This is a genomic window from Salegentibacter sp., from assembly GCF_041642575.1.
Classification (GTDB): domain Bacteria; phylum Bacteroidota; class Bacteroidia; order Flavobacteriales; family Flavobacteriaceae; genus Salegentibacter.
Window position 1 is genome coordinate 1 of the sequence record NZ_JBEPWD010000045.1, and the last position, 17,342, is coordinate 17,342.

18 protein-coding genes are annotated in these 17,342 nt (G+C 37.6%); 8 read left to right on the forward strand and 10 right to left on the reverse strand.

The features are described from left to right. Positions 1–29: 29 nt before the first annotated feature. The 7 genes from ACESK1_RS08395 to ACESK1_RS08425 all read right to left on the reverse strand — a co-directional run bounded on the left by ACESK1_RS08395 (position 30) and on the right by ACESK1_RS08425 (position 7,085). Positions 30–488: a hypothetical protein gene (locus ACESK1_RS08395; protein WP_372919740.1), complete on the reverse strand. Its 459-nt coding sequence runs from the start codon at positions 486–488 to the stop codon at positions 30–32. 8 nt (positions 489–496) lie between these two features. Continuing rightward, positions 497–1,030 (reverse strand): hypothetical protein, encoded by a 534-nt coding sequence (locus ACESK1_RS08400; protein ID WP_372919741.1) that lies wholly within the window; start codon positions 1,028–1,030, stop codon positions 497–499. Between the two features lie 32 nt (positions 1,031–1,062). Beyond that, positions 1,063–1,608, reverse strand: coding sequence for an RNA polymerase sigma factor (locus ACESK1_RS08405; RefSeq protein WP_372919742.1), 546 nt, complete (start codon positions 1,606–1,608; stop codon positions 1,063–1,065). Between the two features lie 369 nt (positions 1,609–1,977). After that, the gene (locus ACESK1_RS08410) at positions 1,978–3,801 is read right to left on the reverse strand and encodes an ABC transporter ATP-binding protein (protein ID WP_372919743.1); all 1,824 of its coding nucleotides are present in this window, start codon (positions 3,799–3,801) and stop codon (positions 1,978–1,980) included. 12 nt (positions 3,802–3,813) lie between these two features. Further along, on the reverse strand, positions 3,814–5,544 hold the full coding sequence (locus tag ACESK1_RS08415; protein ID WP_372919744.1) for a phospho-sugar mutase: 1,731 nt from the start codon (positions 5,542–5,544) through the stop codon (positions 3,814–3,816). A gap of 47 nt (positions 5,545–5,591) precedes the next feature. Next, entirely contained in the window at positions 5,592–6,551 is a 960-nt protein-coding gene (locus ACESK1_RS08420; protein ID WP_372919745.1) for a glycosyltransferase family 2 protein, read from the reverse strand. 3 nt (positions 6,552–6,554) lie between these two features. Beyond that, positions 6,555–7,085 carry a DUF4199 domain-containing protein gene (locus ACESK1_RS08425; protein WP_372919746.1) on the reverse strand — a complete coding sequence of 177 codons (531 nt, stop codon included), beginning with the start codon at positions 7,083–7,085 and terminating at the stop codon, positions 6,555–6,557. A gap of 148 nt (positions 7,086–7,233) precedes the next feature. Between ACESK1_RS08425 and ACESK1_RS08430 the strand changes: the two genes are divergently transcribed. The 3 genes from ACESK1_RS08430 to mtaB all read left to right on the forward strand — a co-directional run bounded on the left by ACESK1_RS08430 (position 7,234) and on the right by mtaB (position 10,224). Then, the gene (locus ACESK1_RS08430) at positions 7,234–7,485 is read left to right on the forward strand and encodes a type B 50S ribosomal protein L31 (protein ID WP_093406431.1); all 252 of its coding nucleotides are present in this window, start codon (positions 7,234–7,236) and stop codon (positions 7,483–7,485) included. Between the two features lie 140 nt (positions 7,486–7,625). Then, complete coding sequence (locus ACESK1_RS08435) at positions 7,626–8,798, forward strand: GlmU family protein (RefSeq protein ID WP_372919747.1); 1,173 nt, start codon at positions 7,626–7,628, stop codon at positions 8,796–8,798. 94 nt (positions 8,799–8,892) lie between these two features. Continuing rightward, entirely contained in the window at positions 8,893–10,224 is a 1,332-nt protein-coding gene (gene mtaB, locus ACESK1_RS08440; RefSeq protein ID WP_372919748.1) for a tRNA (N(6)-L-threonylcarbamoyladenosine(37)-C(2))-methylthiotransferase MtaB, read from the forward strand. On the opposite strand, the gene ACESK1_RS08445 is transcribed toward mtaB, so the two are convergent. Further along, positions 10,221–10,523, reverse strand: a complete 303-nt coding sequence (locus tag ACESK1_RS08445) for a GNAT family N-acetyltransferase (RefSeq protein ID WP_372919749.1) — start codon at positions 10,521–10,523, stop codon at positions 10,221–10,223. The genes mtaB and ACESK1_RS08445 overlap by 4 nt on opposite strands. A 287-nt stretch (positions 10,524–10,810) precedes the next feature. Between ACESK1_RS08445 and ACESK1_RS08450 the strand changes: the two genes are divergently transcribed. Genes ACESK1_RS08450 through cls form a run of 3 tightly spaced genes read left to right on the forward strand, consistent with a single transcriptional unit; the run spans position 10,811 to position 13,993 of the window. Continuing rightward, positions 10,811–11,512, forward strand: a complete 702-nt coding sequence (locus ACESK1_RS08450; RefSeq protein ID WP_372919750.1) for an alpha/beta hydrolase — start codon at positions 10,811–10,813, stop codon at positions 11,510–11,512. Positions 11,513–11,566: 54 nt separating this feature from the next. Further along, positions 11,567–12,529 carry a lytic transglycosylase domain-containing protein gene (locus ACESK1_RS08455; protein WP_372919751.1) on the forward strand — a complete coding sequence of 321 codons (963 nt, stop codon included), beginning with the start codon at positions 11,567–11,569 and terminating at the stop codon, positions 12,527–12,529. Then, the gene (gene cls, locus ACESK1_RS08460) at positions 12,530–13,993 is read left to right on the forward strand and encodes a cardiolipin synthase (protein WP_372919752.1); all 1,464 of its coding nucleotides are present in this window, start codon (positions 12,530–12,532) and stop codon (positions 13,991–13,993) included. It abuts the gene before it with no gap. On the opposite strand, the gene ACESK1_RS08465 is transcribed toward cls, so the two are convergent. After that, positions 13,994–14,707, reverse strand: a complete 714-nt coding sequence (locus ACESK1_RS08465) for a TlpA family protein disulfide reductase (RefSeq protein ID WP_372919753.1) — start codon at positions 14,705–14,707, stop codon at positions 13,994–13,996. It abuts the gene before it with no gap. Positions 14,708–14,850: 143 nt separating this feature from the next. Next, positions 14,851–15,366 (reverse strand): DUF2892 domain-containing protein, encoded by a 516-nt coding sequence (locus ACESK1_RS08470; protein WP_372919754.1) that lies wholly within the window; start codon positions 15,364–15,366, stop codon positions 14,851–14,853. A gap of 153 nt (positions 15,367–15,519) precedes the next feature. Here ACESK1_RS08470 and rpmH point away from each other — a divergent pair, with 153 nt between their 5' ends. Further along, positions 15,520–15,678, forward strand: a complete 159-nt coding sequence (rpmH, locus tag ACESK1_RS08475; RefSeq protein WP_011708966.1) for a 50S ribosomal protein L34 — start codon at positions 15,520–15,522, stop codon at positions 15,676–15,678. Between the two features lie 102 nt (positions 15,679–15,780). Continuing rightward, positions 15,781–17,342, forward strand: a 1,562-nt coding sequence (gene carB / locus ACESK1_RS08480) for a carbamoyl-phosphate synthase large subunit (RefSeq protein WP_372919755.1), incomplete at its 3' end; no start/stop codon positions are given.

Here is a 17,342-nt window from a genome sequence, read left to right on the forward strand (position 1 = left end):
ACTAACTAACTAACCAAAAAACTAAAACTTTATTCCTCTTCTGAATTATCGCGCTCTTTTTTAGCACGATATTCTCTAATTAATTTTTTATGAAATTCATCTTCCAGCTTATGAAGCTTAATAATATCCTGAGCTGAAATAATTTCTTTGAGCTTTTTAAAGAGCTCCTTCTTTATTACGTATTCTTCTCTTTCAACATCCAGATATTCCTGAAGCATACTATTGGCCTGTTCTTCACCTATGCACTCAGGACTGCTTATATCCATTTCTACATGCTCTCTGCGATGGAGATTTTTTCTTTTAGCCTCATATTCATTATAAATTGGCCAGAATTTTTCGGCTACCCTGGTGCTTAGGTTTAACTCCTGAGTAATATAGGCAGTTTTAAGGGCTTTAATTCGCTCCCTATGAGCTTCCTTGTCCTCAGATTGAGCATGCAACTGCATTAGAGCAGGAAACATTAATAATAAAATTAAAATTCTTTTCATAATCATTTTCATTCAATAATAAATGCCGGATCTTCAACATTTTCATCCAGATAATCCAACATTGCTTCAGAGTTAACTTCTTTGAAATCAGAGTCTTCAACTAAGATTCCATCGTTAAATAAAAACCCGGAAATTTCAGTGGTAGAGAGGTCTATATTATTATCGTCTATATAATTTTCCAGAACAGATAATTCTATATTTTCCCAGGTATCTACTGGGGCAGGATTTATATAAAGCGATCCTGCCAGCGCAATAATTATCGCAGCAATACTGGCTGCGTATAACATATATTCCTTTTTAAATAATGGAATAACTTTGGGCTGCTGCGAATTTTCTGCAGGGAATTTAACCTCAAAGCTTTCGAAATACCCATCAGGAGTTTTAAATCCTGAACCCTGAACCTTTTCCAAGGTTTTATCAGATTCATTATGAGCATCAGCATTCTTCACCATATTAAATATATCCTTTTCCAGTTCTTCAAAATAGTTTGATGGAACTGTAAAACCCGGATCATTGTTATATGGTAATTTATTCTCTTTCATTTGATTGTTTGACTATAAAAATGCCTAAAGGTTTAATTGTTTTTTAAATGCTCTTCTATTTTTTTTACTGCTATATGATAAGAGGCTTTTAGTGCACCTTCACTGGTTTCCAGGATTTCTGCTATTTCACGGTATTTCAATTCCTCAAAATACTTCATATTAAAAACCTGTTGTTGTTTGGCAGGGAGGCTGGCGATAGCTCTTTGCAGTTTTAGTTGAATCTCATCTCCCTCAAAATAGACGTCACTCTCCAGGCTGGAAATCAAATGATCTTGTAATTCCTGGGAGTTAATTTGTAGGCGTTTCGCCTTTTTATTGATAAAAGTGATGGCCTCATTTGTCGCAATACGGTACATCCATGAGAATAACTGACTTTCACCTTTAAATTTATTTATATTTCGGTAGATTTTTAAAAAAGTATTCTGAAGAACGTCGTGAGTGTCATCATGATCCTTGACCATATTCCTTATATGCCAGTAAAGCCTTTCCTTATAAAGACTAACGAGCTCTTTAAAAGCAGCTTCGGCAGAAACTTCGTCTTTTAAACGTTGTATTAACAGATCTTCGGAATTTCCCAATGGGTTTGATTTAAGTTGGATTCCCATTTAAAAAGGCTAAAGGTAATAGAAAACTTTAAAGTTGATAAATTATCTTATGAGGAAATATTTTGTAGGATTTTTGCTTCTTAGATCAGTATACTTATCGTTATATGGTGAAAATTGACGATAAAATGCATTATATTGTTTGGATATTCTATATTTTGAATTATATTTACAATAACAAAATGATTTAATCTTTTTTGCCCCAATGAAAACGAATTAAATCTTCTTTATTTTCATTTGCCCCAAGATGGAAATAATTTCTGAAAAATGGATGGAAACCTACTTTCATCCATTTTTTGTTTTAAGTTATAGCTGAATTCTAACTTATTAGAAATTTAAAGTTTTTTAATCGAAAGACTGCATTTCCACAAGTTTCTGATAAGTCCCTTTCTTCTGAAGTAATTCCAGGTGTTTTCCTTCCTCAACGATCTCACCTTTCTGCATCACGACAATTTTATCGGCATTCTGAATGGTGGAGAGGCGGTGAGCAATAACAATAGAAGTCCTGTTTTTCATCATATTCTCCAGGGCTTTCTGCACCAGTTTCTCACTTTCGGTATCCAGAGCTGATGTTGCTTCATCCAAGATCATAATCGGAGGATTTTTAAGTACCGCCCTAGCGATAGAAAGTCTTTGTTTCTGGCCTCCGCTGAGTTTATTTCCAGAATCTCCAATATTGGTTTCAAGGCCTTTAGGCAGGTCTTTTACAAACTCCCAGGCATTCGCGATCTTCAGGGCATCAATTATCTCCTCATCACTAGCATTCTCTTTGCCCAGCGCAATATTATTTCTAACTGTATCATTAAATAAAATTGAATCCTGGGTAACCAGTCCCATAAGGTCCCTTAAGGATTTTTTGGTCATATCTTTTATATCGATCCCGTCAATGCTAATGCTTCCCTCATTTACGTCATAGAATCGAGTGATCAAGTTGGCAATTGTAGATTTTCCGCTACCGGATTGTCCTACAAGGGCTACGGTTTGGCCTTTATAAACCTGAAGGTTGAAATTCCGAAGGACATTTTCTTCCTCATACCTAAAATTGATATTATCAATTTTAATATTGTTTTCAAACTCTTCTTTGACTACTGCATTGGGTTTATCGGTAATGGTAGAAGGAGTTTCCAGAACCTGCAGGATTCTTTCAGCTGCGGCATTTCCTTTTTTAACAGAATAGGAAGCCTTGGAAATCTGTTTTGCCGGGGTTAAAATATTATAGGCCAGGCCTAAAAATGCGATAAAGGTTGCCGCATCAAGACTGCCTTCCACCAAAACCATTTGTCCTCCAAACCAAAGAATAATAACTATTACGAAGATGCCTAAGAATTCACTTGCAGGCGAGGCCAGGTTCTGGCGGTTAATAAGTTTATTCAGAATATGATTCAAGCGGTTTGTAGAAGCCTGAAATCTTTGCTGCATTTTATCTTCAGCATTGAAACCTTTAATTATCTTAAGGCTGCTAAGTGTTTCCTCTACAACTGAAAGAAAATAGCCGTTTTCCTCCTGCGCTTTATTTGATTGCTGCTTTAATTTCTTTCCTATCAGAGAAATAATGAAACCAGAAATGGGTAAAAACACAAAGACGAAGATGGTGAGTTTAGCACTCATCATTAACATCGCGATGATTGTAAAAATTATTGTAAGGGGTTCTCTTACAATAAGTTCTAAAATTGACAGAAAAGATGTTTGAACTTCGTTTACATCGGCCGTAATTCGGGAAATGGTGTCACCTTTTCTTTTTTCAGAAAAATAGGAAACCGGTAGGGCAAGGATTTTTTTATAGAGTGTATCCCGTACATCCCGTAAAACTCCATTTCTTAAAAAGGTGATGAAAAATGCCGCGAGATATCCAAAAATATTCTTCAGCAGAAATAAAAGTATAACTATCCCACAGATAAAAAGAAGGGCCGAGATCTCATCTTCGGCCACCTTTTGTGTTACTTGATAATTAAAATATCCGGTTACATAATCTTTTGCGCCCCCAAGACCATCCCAAACGGGTTTTGCAGAAACCCTTTTGGTCTTGTCAAAGAGCACCTGAATAACTGGAATTAAAGCGATAAAAGATAGGGTGCTGAAAACCGCATAAAAAACATTACAAATAATATTCAGGATGGCGTACCTCTTGTAAGGTATGGCATACTGAAGAATTTTTCGAAAATAACTCATATAGATCGGCGATTAGCCTAATTGTAATTCTTTTTTGATTCTTTCAATTTTCTCAGCGAGTTTTTGATTTTCTGCATCAAAATTTTCTATAGAATCCAATTGAGAATTAACACTGATATAAAATTTTATCTTTGGTTCTGTACCACTTGGGCGGGCCGCTATTTTAGTACCATTTTCGGTATAATAAATCAGCACATTAGATTTGGGAATACTAATTTCCTCTTCAATACGATCCTGAAGGTTTTTTGCTTTAGAAGTATGATAATCTTCAATTAATACAACTTTTTCGCCGTCTATTTCTTTCCAAGGGTTTTCGCGGAGATCGACAAGCATTTGTTTGATCTCGGCTTCGCCTTCAATTCCTTTTTTCACCAAAGAGATAAGTTCTTCGCGGTATAGTCCGTATTCGGTATAAAGTTGTAATAGTTGTTCATAAAATGAACTTCCTTTAGCTTTCATTTGGGCTGCGATCTCGCAAGCCAGTAGAGTAGCGGTAGCTGCATCTTTATCCCGCACAAAATCCCCAACCATATATCCGAAGCTTTCTTCGCCTCCACCAACAAAGTCGAGCTCAGGATTGTCTTTTATAAGTTTTGCGATCCATTTAAATCCGGTTAAAACTTCGTGATATTGTGCGCCATAATCCTCGGTGATATTCTTCATCATCGGCGTAGAAACAATGGTAGAAGCCACAAAGGAATTAGCTGATAATTTACCTTCTTGTTTATGCTGCTCCAGTAGGAACCAGGTCATCACCAGCATAGTCTGGTTTCCGTTAAGTAGAATCATTTTACCATTTAGATCGCGAACGGCAACTCCTAACCGGTCTCCATCGGGATCGGTCCCGATTACGATATCTGCATTTTTTTCTTCGGCGAGTTTGAGTGCCATTTCCAAAGCTTCAGGCTCTTCGGGATTAGGAGATTTTACGGTTGGAAACTGTCCATCTGGTTTTTCCTGTTCTTTTACGATAAAAACATTTTTGTATCCGGCTTTTTCCATTACCTGCGGATTGGTAGTTGACGCCGTTCCATGCAGAGACGTAAAAACAATTTTTAAAGCGTCTTTAGCCGAAGCTGAAGTATCAAAACTTCCGTTTTTAACTGAAGCATTTTGGAAGGCTTGATCAACATCCTTATCGATGCTATGAATTAATTCCGGGCGCGCCTGGAAGTTCACTTCATCAAACTCCAGGTTATTAATGATATCTATAAGTTTTGCGTCTTGTGGCGGCACCAATTGACCACCATCCTGCCAGTAAACCTTATAACCATTATATTCCGGCGGATTGTGACTTGCAGTAAGCACGATCCCCGCATGGCAATCCAGATATTTTACCGCGAAAGAAAGTTCCGGAGTCGGCCGAAGTTCAGAAAATAGGTAAACCTCAATATCGTTGGCCGAAAATACTTCGGCAACCATTTGAGCCAGTTCCTTAGAATTATTGCGACAATCATAGGCAATCGCTACTTTAAGTTTCTCACCCTTAAATTCACTTTTCAACAAATTTGATAGTCCCTGGGTATTTTTTCCAAGCGTATATTTATTGATGCGGTTGGTGCCCACACCCATAATTCCACGCATTCCACCGGTACCGAAAGCAGCATTTTTATAAAAGCTTTCTTCCAGTTCAGTTGGATTATTATCGATCAGGTCGTTGATTTGTGTTCTGGTATTCTCGTCAAATATATCGGTAAGCCAGGCTTTAGCCTTAGCCAGGATCTCAGGTTTAATTTCAGACATAATAATATTTTTACTAAGCAAAAATAAGGATTAATGCTTTAACAGAATTATAAATTTGAAGTGGTTTTTTGGATAAGGTAGTGATCTTTTTCTCTTTTGGATCTTAGGATTAGTTCCCCCAGGAAGCCTGCCAGAAAAAGCTGTGAACCAATTATCATTACGGTTAACGCAATGTAGAACCAGGGGTTTAGGGCTACAAGAATGTTTGGTTCACCATGGTACATCTTCCATAGTTTGGAAATTCCTATCCAGCCGGCAGCAATAAATCCGAAGAGAAACATTAGAACTCCCAGTGCTCCAAAAAGGTGCATGGGGCGTCTTCCGAATTTGGAAAGAAACCAGATGCTGATAAGGTCGAGGAAACCGTTAATAAATCTTTCAGCTCCAAATTTTGTGGCACCGTATTTCCTGGCCTGGTGTTTTACTTCTTTTTCTGTAATATTTGAAAATCCGGAATTTTTGGCCAATACAGGAATGTAGCGATGCATTTCGCCGTAGACATCGATATTTTTTATCACCTCGCTGCGATAGGCCTTAAGGCCGCAATTGAAATCGTGAAGTTTTAGCCCGGATGTTTTTCGTGCTGCTGCGTTAAAAAGTTTTGAAGGAAGGTTCTTGGTGAGCACGTGATCGTAGCGTTTTTTTTTCCATCCAGAAACCAGATCGTAATTTCCTTCTTTAACCAAATTATAAAGCTCCGGAATCTCTTCAGGATTGTCCTGAAGATCGGCATCCATAGTGATGACCACATCCCCTTGTGCACGTAAAAAACCGGCGTGCAAAGCCTGGGATTTCCCATAGTTACGATTGAATTTAATACCTTTTACTGCAGTGTCATTTTCTGAAAGCGCCTCAATGGTTTTCCAGGAATTATCAGTACTCCCATCGTCAATAAAAATGATCTCGTGCGAAAAGGAATTGGACCGCATAACTTTTGCGATCCAATTATATAATTCTGTCAGAGATTGTTCCTCGTTTAATAAAGGTATAACGATAGATATTTGCATATTTTAAGCTTCGTATGGATTTTTGTTTTTCATTATTAGACCTGTTACCAGCGAAATAAGGAAACCAAAGAACAAACTTCCGATAATTGCCATTGCCATCATAATCCAGGGAGAAGAAAATTTTTCATTCATCACCATAGCATCATCAATCTGTGAGTCGGTCATGTTGGGAAAGCGCTCCAGCATAACCTCACGTTGCATATCTGCCATTTGCATCATGTAATTGGGTTCAATCACCGTCATTAATAATAGTTGCCAGATCGCACCAATTATACCTCCAACAAGAGCTATTCCTAATCCAAGTTTTAATGCTTCGGTTAGGGAGAGATAACTTTGATTTGCTATTTTAAAAGTTCTTATTCCCAGTACGATAACCACTACCATAATTAGGAAGGAAACAATACTAAAATAAATACTTGGGTTTAAGTATGCGTTGGTAACATACATTATAACGCCAAGAACTACAGATAGAATTCCCAGTAGAACCCCATAATTAATAATAATTCCTTTTGAATCTGTTTTTTGAGTGTCCATTTGAATAAAGATTGGTTAGTAGCGGTTAGTAAACAAATATAGCAAAACGTTACATTCGTAAAGGATTTAAAAATAATTTTGTCATTGCTATTGCATTTATAATTGAATTGCTTAAATTTGCACTTCCAAAAATAAAAAGAACAAAGCGATGAAGCAGGGAATCCATCCGGAAAATTATAGATTAGTAGCTTTCAAAGACATGTCAAACGAAGATGTTTTTATTACTAAATCTACCGCCAATACCAAAGAAACCATTGAAGTTGATGGTACTGAATATCCTTTGGTGAAATTGGAAATTTCAAGAACCTCACACCCATACTACACCGGGCAAACCAAATTGGTTGATAGTGCAGGTAGAATTGACAAGTTTAAAAACAAATACAAGAAATTCAAGAAATAGGTTTTTTGTATACCATCATATTAAAGGCTGCCAGTATGGCGGCCTTTTTTTATGCGATGCCTGTTTTAACTTCAATTTAAAATTAAGCATTTTTCAATCTTAATTTTACTTGTAACTTTATCGGGTAAAACAAAGTGCGGATGAATTATATATTATTTGACGGTTCTTCCAGGAACCGCTTGCTACCTTTTACCTATACCAGGCCTGTTGCCGATATACGAATAGGTATTCTCACCATAAGAGAAAAATGGGAGTTTCTTCTAGAATCAACCACTTCTACAATTACTGAAGATTATTTAGCTGAAAAATGGCCTATGGTGGAGCTCGAGGAAAATGTGCTTATTAATGCTTCTTTTCTTCCTAATCCCGAATTCCTTAACCAGGTAAAGAATCTTAAGCCAAACCAGGCGATCTTTTATGAGGAGGATATTGTAGCTTTCCACAGTTTTGAAGATCAGGAGGTAGATCTGGAAAGCTTCGAGCAGCTGGAACTTGCGGGAGAGGTGATTCAGGTAAAAAATACCTGGGATATATTTTCTAAAAACGGTCTGGCAATCGAAGCTGATTTTAAAATGCTTACCGAAGGCCGATCTTCTCAGCCCATCCCCGATTCTAATTACGTCAAAAATCCGGAAAATATTTTCATTGAAGAAGGAGCTGAAGTGGAAAATTGTTCCCTTAATGCTTCCTCGGGTCCAATTTATATAGGAACAAACGCGAAAGTCCTTGAAGGAAGTCTTATAAAAGGTGCCCTGGCGGTTTGCGAAGGCGCTTTGGTGAAAATGGGCGCAAAGATCTACGGGCCTAGCACATTAGGGCCTTTTTGCCGGGGCGGGGGCGAGATCAATAATTCTGTTCTTTTTGCTAATTCCAATAAAGGCCACGATGGTTATTTGGGAAATTCGGTTTTAGGAGAATGGTGTAATCTTGGCGCCGATACCAATAATTCCAACCTGAAAAATAATTATGCTGAAGTTCGCATCTGGGATTATGAAACTGAAGGTTTTGCCAAAACCGGCCTGCAGTTTTGCGGGCTCATGATGGGCGACCATAGTAAATGCGGAATAAATACCATGTTTAATACCGGAACTGTTGTTGGGGTAAGCGCTAATATTTTTGGAGCTGGCTTTCCGCGGAATTTTATTCCCAGTTTCAGCTGGGGTGGCAGTGGGGGCATGAGCACTTATAAAACCCAAAAGGCTTTTGAAGTTGCCGAAATCGTAATGCAACGCCGAAACGAAGAGTTTTCAGAAAAAGATAAAAAAATACTGGAACATATTTTTGAAGAAACCAGTAAGTACAGGAGAGCATAATTTTCTAATCACTACACTGTTTTCTTAAAAGGATTAAAGTTGGTATATTTGCAGCCCTAAAAATCGAGTAACCCCAACAGCAACATACAGGTGCATGGATAATAAGAAAGTGGCATTTTATACTTTGGGTTGTAAGCTGAATTTTTCAGAAACTTCAACAATAGCGCGTTCCTTTAAAGATGAAGGATTTCAGCGCGTAGAATTTGATGAAGAAGCGGATATTTATGTGATTAATACCTGTTCGGTTACCGATAATGCCGATAAACGTTTCAAAACCATTGTAAAACATGCACAAAAGGCAAATGAAGATGCTTTTGTTGTTGCTGTAGGATGTTACGCTCAGTTAAAACCAGAAGAACTTGCCGATGTAGATGGGGTTGATCTCGTTCTTGGAGCCACCGAAAAATTCAAGATCACCGATTATCTCAATGATCTAACTAAAAATGATCATGGGGAAGTACATTCCTGTGAGATTGATGAAGCCGATTTTTACGTTGGGGCCTATTCCTTTGGAGACCGCACCCGTGCATTTCTGAAAGTTCAGGATGGATGCGATTATAAGTGTACTTATTGTACAATTCCCTTGGCTCGTGGTATCTCCCGTAGCGATAAACTTGAAAATGTTCTGAATAATGCCGCCGAAATTTCAGCAAAAGGAATAAAAGAGATCGTGCTTACCGGGGTAAATATCGGGGATTATGGAAAAGGTGAATTCGGAAATAAAAAGCATGAACATACTTTCCTTGACCTGGTAAAGGCCTTAGATGAAGTGGAAGGAATTGAGCGTCTAAGAATCTCTTCTATAGAACCAAACCTGCTTAAGAATGAAACTATAGATTTTGTAGCTCAAAGTAAAACTTTTGTGCCTCATTTTCATATTCCGCTACAAAGTGGGAGTGATGAGATTCTGAAGCAAATGCGTCGGCGATACTTAAGTGATCTTTATATAGACAGAGTTGCCAGGATAAAATCTACCATGCCCGATGCTTGTATTGGTGTAGATGTTATTGTTGGCTTTCCTGGGGAAACGGATGAGCATTTCCTGGAGACTTATAACTTTCTAAATGAGCTCGATATTTCCTACTTGCACGTCTTCACTTATTCTGAAAGAGATAACACTCCCGCAGCTGAAATGCAGGATGTTGTTCCCACTAAGGTTAGAAAGAAACGCAGCAAAATGCTACGCGGGCTTTCTGTTAAAAAGCGAAGAGCTTTTTATGAATCCCAATTGGGTAAGGAATTTACTGTTTTGTTCGAGGGGGAAAATAAGGAAGGTTACATTCATGGTTTTACCGAGAATTATGTTAAAATAAAAGCGCCCTGGGATCCTGCCCTGGTAAATACTCTTCACCGGGTTAAACTTCAAAAGATCGATAAAGATGGTACGGTACGAATTCAGTATGCTTCGGAGCCGTCAGTGGTTTAAATATTGATTCCCACCGGAAGAAGGTCTTTATACTGTCTTTTGTTTTTACGCATAAATTTTGCAATCTCCGGGCTTGTTGGCATTACTCTGGTATTTCGTTCTTTTATTTCTTCCAGAACAGCCTTAATAAAGGGTTCCAGATAACCTTTTTCTTTAAGAGATTCAGACATTTGTAATTTGGTTAGAAAAATTTTTCTTTCCTGTTGGGCGTATTCTATCACGGCCAATTCATTGTCTATGGTAATTTCAAATTGTCTCAGAAACTCGTTATCAGTAATTTTCAAATCTTCAGCATTCATCACTTTAAAGTTTTAGTCCGGCTTTTAGCAGGAGGGGAGTGGAAACATTTAAAGGTTTCCTTGTTAGTATAGCGTTTTTGGGTTGGTCGGTGGTTTTTTCTTCTGAATAAAGTAAAAATAAATCTGATATTTTCCGGAATTCAGAAGGTCCCGGAACAGGGAGCACAGGTTTAAGAAAAATCTTCATTATTTTTTTCTCTCTGTTGTGAAAGCCAATAAAATAGCAGTAATTTTGATTTATAAATTTACGGCTTTATACCTGCCTTAAGTGTTATATACTTGTTAAAATGGAAGACAATAAGGAGCTGACCCATGTTTACTTTATGCCCGGTCTTGCCGCAAATTCTTCAATCTTTGAGTTTATTAAATTACCTGAAGATAAATTTAAAATGCATTTTCTGGAATGGCTTATTCCACATGAGGAAGAAAGTCTAACCAATTATGCGCAGCGATTAAATAAATATATAAAACATGAAAATCCGGTTTTGATTGGTGTTTCCTTTGGTGGTGTTGTGGTGCAGGAGATGAGTAAATTTATTGAAGTTAGAAGACTCATTATAGTATCCAGCGTAAAATGCCGGGACGAATTACCTCGCCGTATGCGTATTGCCGCTGAAACCGGCTTGTTTAAGCTCCTGCCTGTAAGTTTACTGGATTATGTAGACTATTTTGAGAAGATAGCCGTTGGTGATTTTGTGAAGAAAAGAGCCCAACTTTATAAAAAATACCTTTCCGTTAGGAATCATCGTTACCTTAACTGGGCGATAAAGAATATGGTGCTTTGGGAATGTGATAAACCCAGGAAGGATATCATTCATATTCACGGCGATAAGGATGAAATATTTCCGGTAAAGCATATTACGGATTATATCAATGTTAATGGAGGAACTCACGTTATGATAATAAACCGGTATCGATGGTTTAATAAACATCTCCCGGAAATTATTCTTACCGGGGAGATTAAAAAAAATAAAAAGATGGAAGAATAAAATCTATTGCTTTTTAGAATCAATAAAATAAACAAATAGTAAAACAGAAAGAAGATGAAGTTAGTTAAAAACCTATTGATGGGAGCCGGAGTTCTGGGAATTGCGGCAATAAGTATTAATGCAGTACAGGAATCACCATACAAAGAAACTCAGAAAGCCCAGAGCAGTGAGCGAGCTGCCGGGCATAATGATAAAGCAGTAAAAGATTATAATGTTTACGCATTAAACCTACCTGAAAAAATGGACTTTGCCGGAGAAAACGTGCCTTTGGAGCTGCAAGATATACACGAGAGAATGGACCGTGAATTATTGGTAAATACCTACTGGCAATCTAATGGATTACTATTGCTGAAACGGGCCAATAAATATTTTCCAATTATTGAACCTATTCTTGCTGAAGAAGGTATCCCAGATGATTTTAAATATCTTGCCGTTATTGAGAGCGGTCTTACTCAGGCTATTTCTCCGGCCAGAGCTGTAGGATTCTGGCAAATAATGGAAGGCACCGGTAAAGATTATAAACTGGAAATAAACGATAATGTGGATGAACGTTATCACATTGAAAAATCTACCAGGGTAGCCAGTCAATATCTCAAAAAATCGAAGGAGAAATTTGGCTCCTGGACACTCGCAGCTGCAGCCTTTAATGCTGGAGATCGTGGAATTCAGCGTCAATTAGACCGCCAAAAGGTTGATGATTATTACGATTTGTTATTGGGAGAAGAGACAGGGCGGTATCTTTTCCGGATCCTGGCTTTAAAGGAAATTATGAATGATCCTGAAAAATACGGGTTCAATTTTGACGACGAACATCTCTACAAGCCTATTCCGACAAGAAGAGTTAAGGTAGACACGGCAGTTTCAGACTTCGCCGATTTCGCAAAGGAGTTCGATATCAATTATAAGATACTAAAGCTTCACAATCCATGGTTGCGTGAGGCGCATCTTAATAATGCTTCGCGTAAGACCTATTATTTAGAAATCCCTGAAGAAAAAGTATATACCACGGCTGAATAAATGAATTTCATTCAGGATAATATCTGGTGGTTTGTAATTGGTTTAAATTACCTGTTTGTTTTTATAACCGCCGGATATGAAATAATGCATAACCGAGAACCGGCAAAGACCATTTCTTTACTTTTTGCTTTGGTTGTGCTGCCCGGTATTGGATTAATCATTTATTATTTTTTTGCTCAGGAGTTCCGGAAAGACAAGATCTTTAACCGCAAGAAAGTTTACGATCACGAAATGATCAAGAAGTGGGAAGATAAACTTATCCTGGAAGAGAAAGACCTTGCACACCTTGAAAATTTCTTCGTTGATGATAAGATAAAACTGGTACGACTGCTGCAAAACAATCAAACCAAGCCTTTCACTTTTGGAAACAAAGTAGATATTCTTGTGAACGCAAGAAAGAAATTTGACACCCTTTTTGCTGATCTTAAAAAAGCGGAAAAACATATACATCTCGAATATTATATGTTCAGAAGTGATAATATTGGAAATAAGCTTATCGATATTTTATGTGATAAAGCTAAAGAAGGTGTAGATATAAGGATTAGTTATGATTATGTAGGTAGTTCTTTAAGCTCAAAGGCACTTAAACGCATGAATTCCTGCGGAATTGAGATATTCCCATTTATGCCTGTTTGGTTTCCAAATTTAACCCGTAAACTCAATTACAGAAATCACAGAAAACTTGTAATAATTGATGGGAAAGTAGGTTTTATTGGAGGGGTAAATATTTCTGATGAATATGTGAATTATAAAGGGCAGGAGGACACAAAAATGTATTGGAGGGATATGCACCTTAGAATTGAAGGACACGGTGTAAAATCCTTACAGGCCCAGTTTCTTCTGAATTTCAATTTTATAACCAGTAAGGAAATTGAAATTAAAGATGAGTATTTTCCAACTATAGAGGCAGCGGGGAAGAGTGCGGTTCAAATAGCGGCCAGTGGTCCTGATACCGACTGGAAAAATATAATGGAAGCTATTTTAACAGCAATTAATACCGCAGAAAAATATGTTTATATCACTACCCCATACTTTATTCCTAATAATGAAATTTTAACCGCCTTGTGCACCGCAAGCCGAATTGGAATTGACATTAAAATAATAATTCCTGAAGTTGGGGATTCTGTCGTGGCCAGACACGCTACCAATTCTTACATAGAGATGTTATTGGAATCCGGGGTGCGTGTTTTTCATTATTGCAAAGGGATGGTGCATGCAAAAACCATGGTGGTTGATGGGGTGATTAGTACTATAGGAACTTGCAACCTTGATAATCGTAGTTTTGATATTAACTTTGAAATTAATGCTTTTGTTTACGATAAATATATCGCACAGGAAATGCTTGTTATTTTTAATAATGATTTGCTGGAGTGTGATGAACTGAATCTTGAAAAGTGGAGAAACCGGGCTTATTCAGAAAAAATAAAGGAATCATTATCCAGGCTTTGGGCTCCTTTGTTATAATTATTCCGGGCTAAGTGCTAAATTTATATTATTTCTCTTTTTCTGTTTCTGCATTAATAAGTGGTTTGCAATTCCATTTTCTATGGATTCATAGTTGACTTTAAAAGATTCTTCTTTTGAAATTCCGTAAGGTTGAATTGCCTTTCTTGTGATACTCATAATTTGTTTTTGATCATCCAACAGAAAACAGGTGGGAAGGCCAAGGGAGTGTTTTAATTGTTTTACCACAAAAGCTCCTTCATTTTCTGTTTCATCTACATAAAGAACAGATATATGCCGATTAAAATTCTTCGACAGGTTTTTTGCAGTTTTCTTCTCATCCCAGAATACAATTACAAAATCAATCACGTCCCTGTACTTTTCTGCGAGTTCATTGAGGGCAGGAAGCTCTCCTTTTCCCGTGATGTGCCAGGAAGCATAAGTGAGTAAGTAAACAGGTTTTTGAAATTTGGACAGAGAAACTTCTTTTCCTTTCAGGTTTTTGAAAGAAAAATCATCCATAAAACTTCCGGCTAATTTATGATTTACTAAAGAGTCGTAAAGAACTTCAGCTTCTTCAAAATTTCTTAATCGGTAAGCTTTATCTGCTTTTTGTTTATAAGAGGGGAGGTGGGTCGCCAGAGCTTCAGAGAAAGAAATTTCATAATTTTCTTCCTGCTGTGACCAGCTTTTAATGCCAAAAATAAGTAAGAAAACAAGTAATATTTTCTTCATGCATTCCACGGGGTAGGGTTTGGGAACACGAAGATATATTAAGGAAAGGGTTAATTGAAAAATTATCGGTAAACTGCCAAAATACTTGTTAAAAGTATTGATTCTCTAAAGACTTGTTGAAATTAAAGAAAATTATCTAAAATTTAGATTTTCTTCATTTGCTGTTTCATCATCTTTATCTGGTCTTTTAGCATCCCGTGTTTATCAAGTTTTTTAGCTTCAGCAAGTAAATTAGTGGCCTCTCTTTTTCGGCGTTTAGTCATCGCAATTCCTGCAAGATTTAATTTTGCCATTGCCAGATCCTGATCCATAGAGAGTCCGAGTTTAATAGCTCTTTTAAAGAATTTTTCAGCTTGGGTCATATTGGTTTGAGATACCATTAATCCATGAAGGTACCAGTAATAACCTTGTTGCTTTTGGGTAAGCGCTTTTTCAGGATCTTTTATTTTATCTAACCATTTCTTGGCACCTGGGAAATCCTGTTTTCTCAATTTTAGAAAAGCCAGTAATATCATTTCGTTTTTAAAGTAGAGAAAAACAAAAATGATGGATAAAAGAATCCACATGATCCCGTTTCCTATATTTCCTTCTATAAATTGCCAGATGGCCAGGGCGAAAATTATCCCCGCTAAAACTATCTTGATATTCTTATTGAACATAAATGCTGTATTATTGCAGAGCGCAAAGGTAATAAAAACAATTAGAAATTATTTCAAATTAGTGTTTGGAGGAGTTAAAAAGCTTTGTATATTTGCACGCAGTTTTTAAGAGACTAAGAAAACGAATTATCAGAAGATTTAAAGATATTTAAAATGAAAAGAACCTTTCAACCATCCAAGAGAAAAAGAAAAAACAAGCACGGCTTTAGAGAGCGTATGGCAAGTGCGAACGGTAGAAAAGTCCTGGCCAGAAGAAGGGCTAAAGGAAGAAAGAAATTATCTGTATCTTCTGAAAACAGACATAAACACTAATGAAAATTGGTTTTTTGAAAAATAAAGGTGTTACTTTTTTAGTAACGCCTTTTTTTATATCCTGTCACTTCGTTATTTTTATCATCAACACAACTATATAACATGCCCAAAAACGAGAATCTTAAAAGTATTTTGATCATAGGTTCAGGTCCTATCGTAATTGGCCAAGCCTGTGAATTCGATTATGCCGGAACACAGTCGCTTCGTTCCCTTAGAGAAGACGGAATTGAAACTATTCTTATCAATTCGAATCCGGCAACGATCATGACCGATCCATCTATGGCAGATCATGTTTATCTGAAGCCTCTTACCACCAAATCAATAGTTGAGATACTTAAAAAACATCCTAATATTGATGCTGTTCTTCCAACAATGGGAGGGCAAACCGCCCTTAACCTTTGTATTGAAGCCGATGAAAAAGGAATCTGGGAAGATTTTGAAGTAAAACTTATCGGGGTTGACATCGATGCGATTAATATTACCGAAGATCGCGAGAAGTTCAAGCAATTAATGGGACGAATCAACGTGCCGGTTGCTCCTGCAAAAACTGTAACTTCTTTCCTTCAGGGAAAAGAAGTGGCTCAGGAGTTCGGATTTCCACTTGTAATTCGTGCTTCTTTTACTTTAGGTGGAAGCGGCGCTGCTTTTGTCCATAGAGCTGAAGATTTCGATGAATTGCTATCCCGTGGTCTTGAAGCCTCACCAATTCACGAAGTGCTTATCGATAAAGCGCTATTAGGTTGGAAAGAATACGAGCTGGAACTCCTAAGAGATAAAAATGATAATGTTGTAATTATCTGTTCCATTGAAAATATGGATCCTATGGGAATCCATACCGGTGACTCTATTACCGTAGCTCCTGCGATGACTCTTAGTGATACCGCCTTTCAGCACATGCGTGATCTTGCAATTAAAATGATGCGCAGTATTGGCGACTTCTCCGGAGGTTGTAATGTGCAGTTCGCGGTTAGCCCAGATGAAAAAGAAGAAGTTTATGCCATTGAGATTAACCCAAGAGTTTCCAGATCTTCGGCTCTCGCTTCTAAAGCAACAGGATATCCTATTGCGAAGGTTGCTACTAAACTAGCATTAGGCTATACGCTTGATGAGTTAGATAACCAGATCACTAAATCTACTTCAGCGCTGTTTGAACCTTCTTTAGACTATGTGATCGTAAAAATACCACGCTGGAATTTCGATAAATTCGAAGGCTCCGATAGGACTCTCGGACTTCAGATGAAATCTGTTGGAGAAGTGATGGGAATTGGGCGTTCTTTCCAGGAGGCCCTGCACAAGGCTACTCAATCCCTGGAGATCAAGAGAAATGGTTTAGGCGCCGATGGAAAAAGCTACACAGATTATGATCAGATTATCGATAAACTTACCAACCCAAGCTGGGATAGGGTTTTCGTGATCTACGATGCCATCCAGCTGGGAATTCCGCTAAGCCGCATTCACGAGATCACCAAGATCGATATGTGGTACCTGAGGCAGTATGAAGAACTTTACGCCCTGGAAGTAAAGATTTCGGGATATGATATTAATTCACTTCCGAAGGACCTTCTCCTGGAAGCTAAACAAAAAGGTTTTGCCGATCGCCAGATAGCTCATATGCTGGATTGCTGGGAGAGCGAAGTCTATAAAAAAAGAGAGGAACTTGGTGT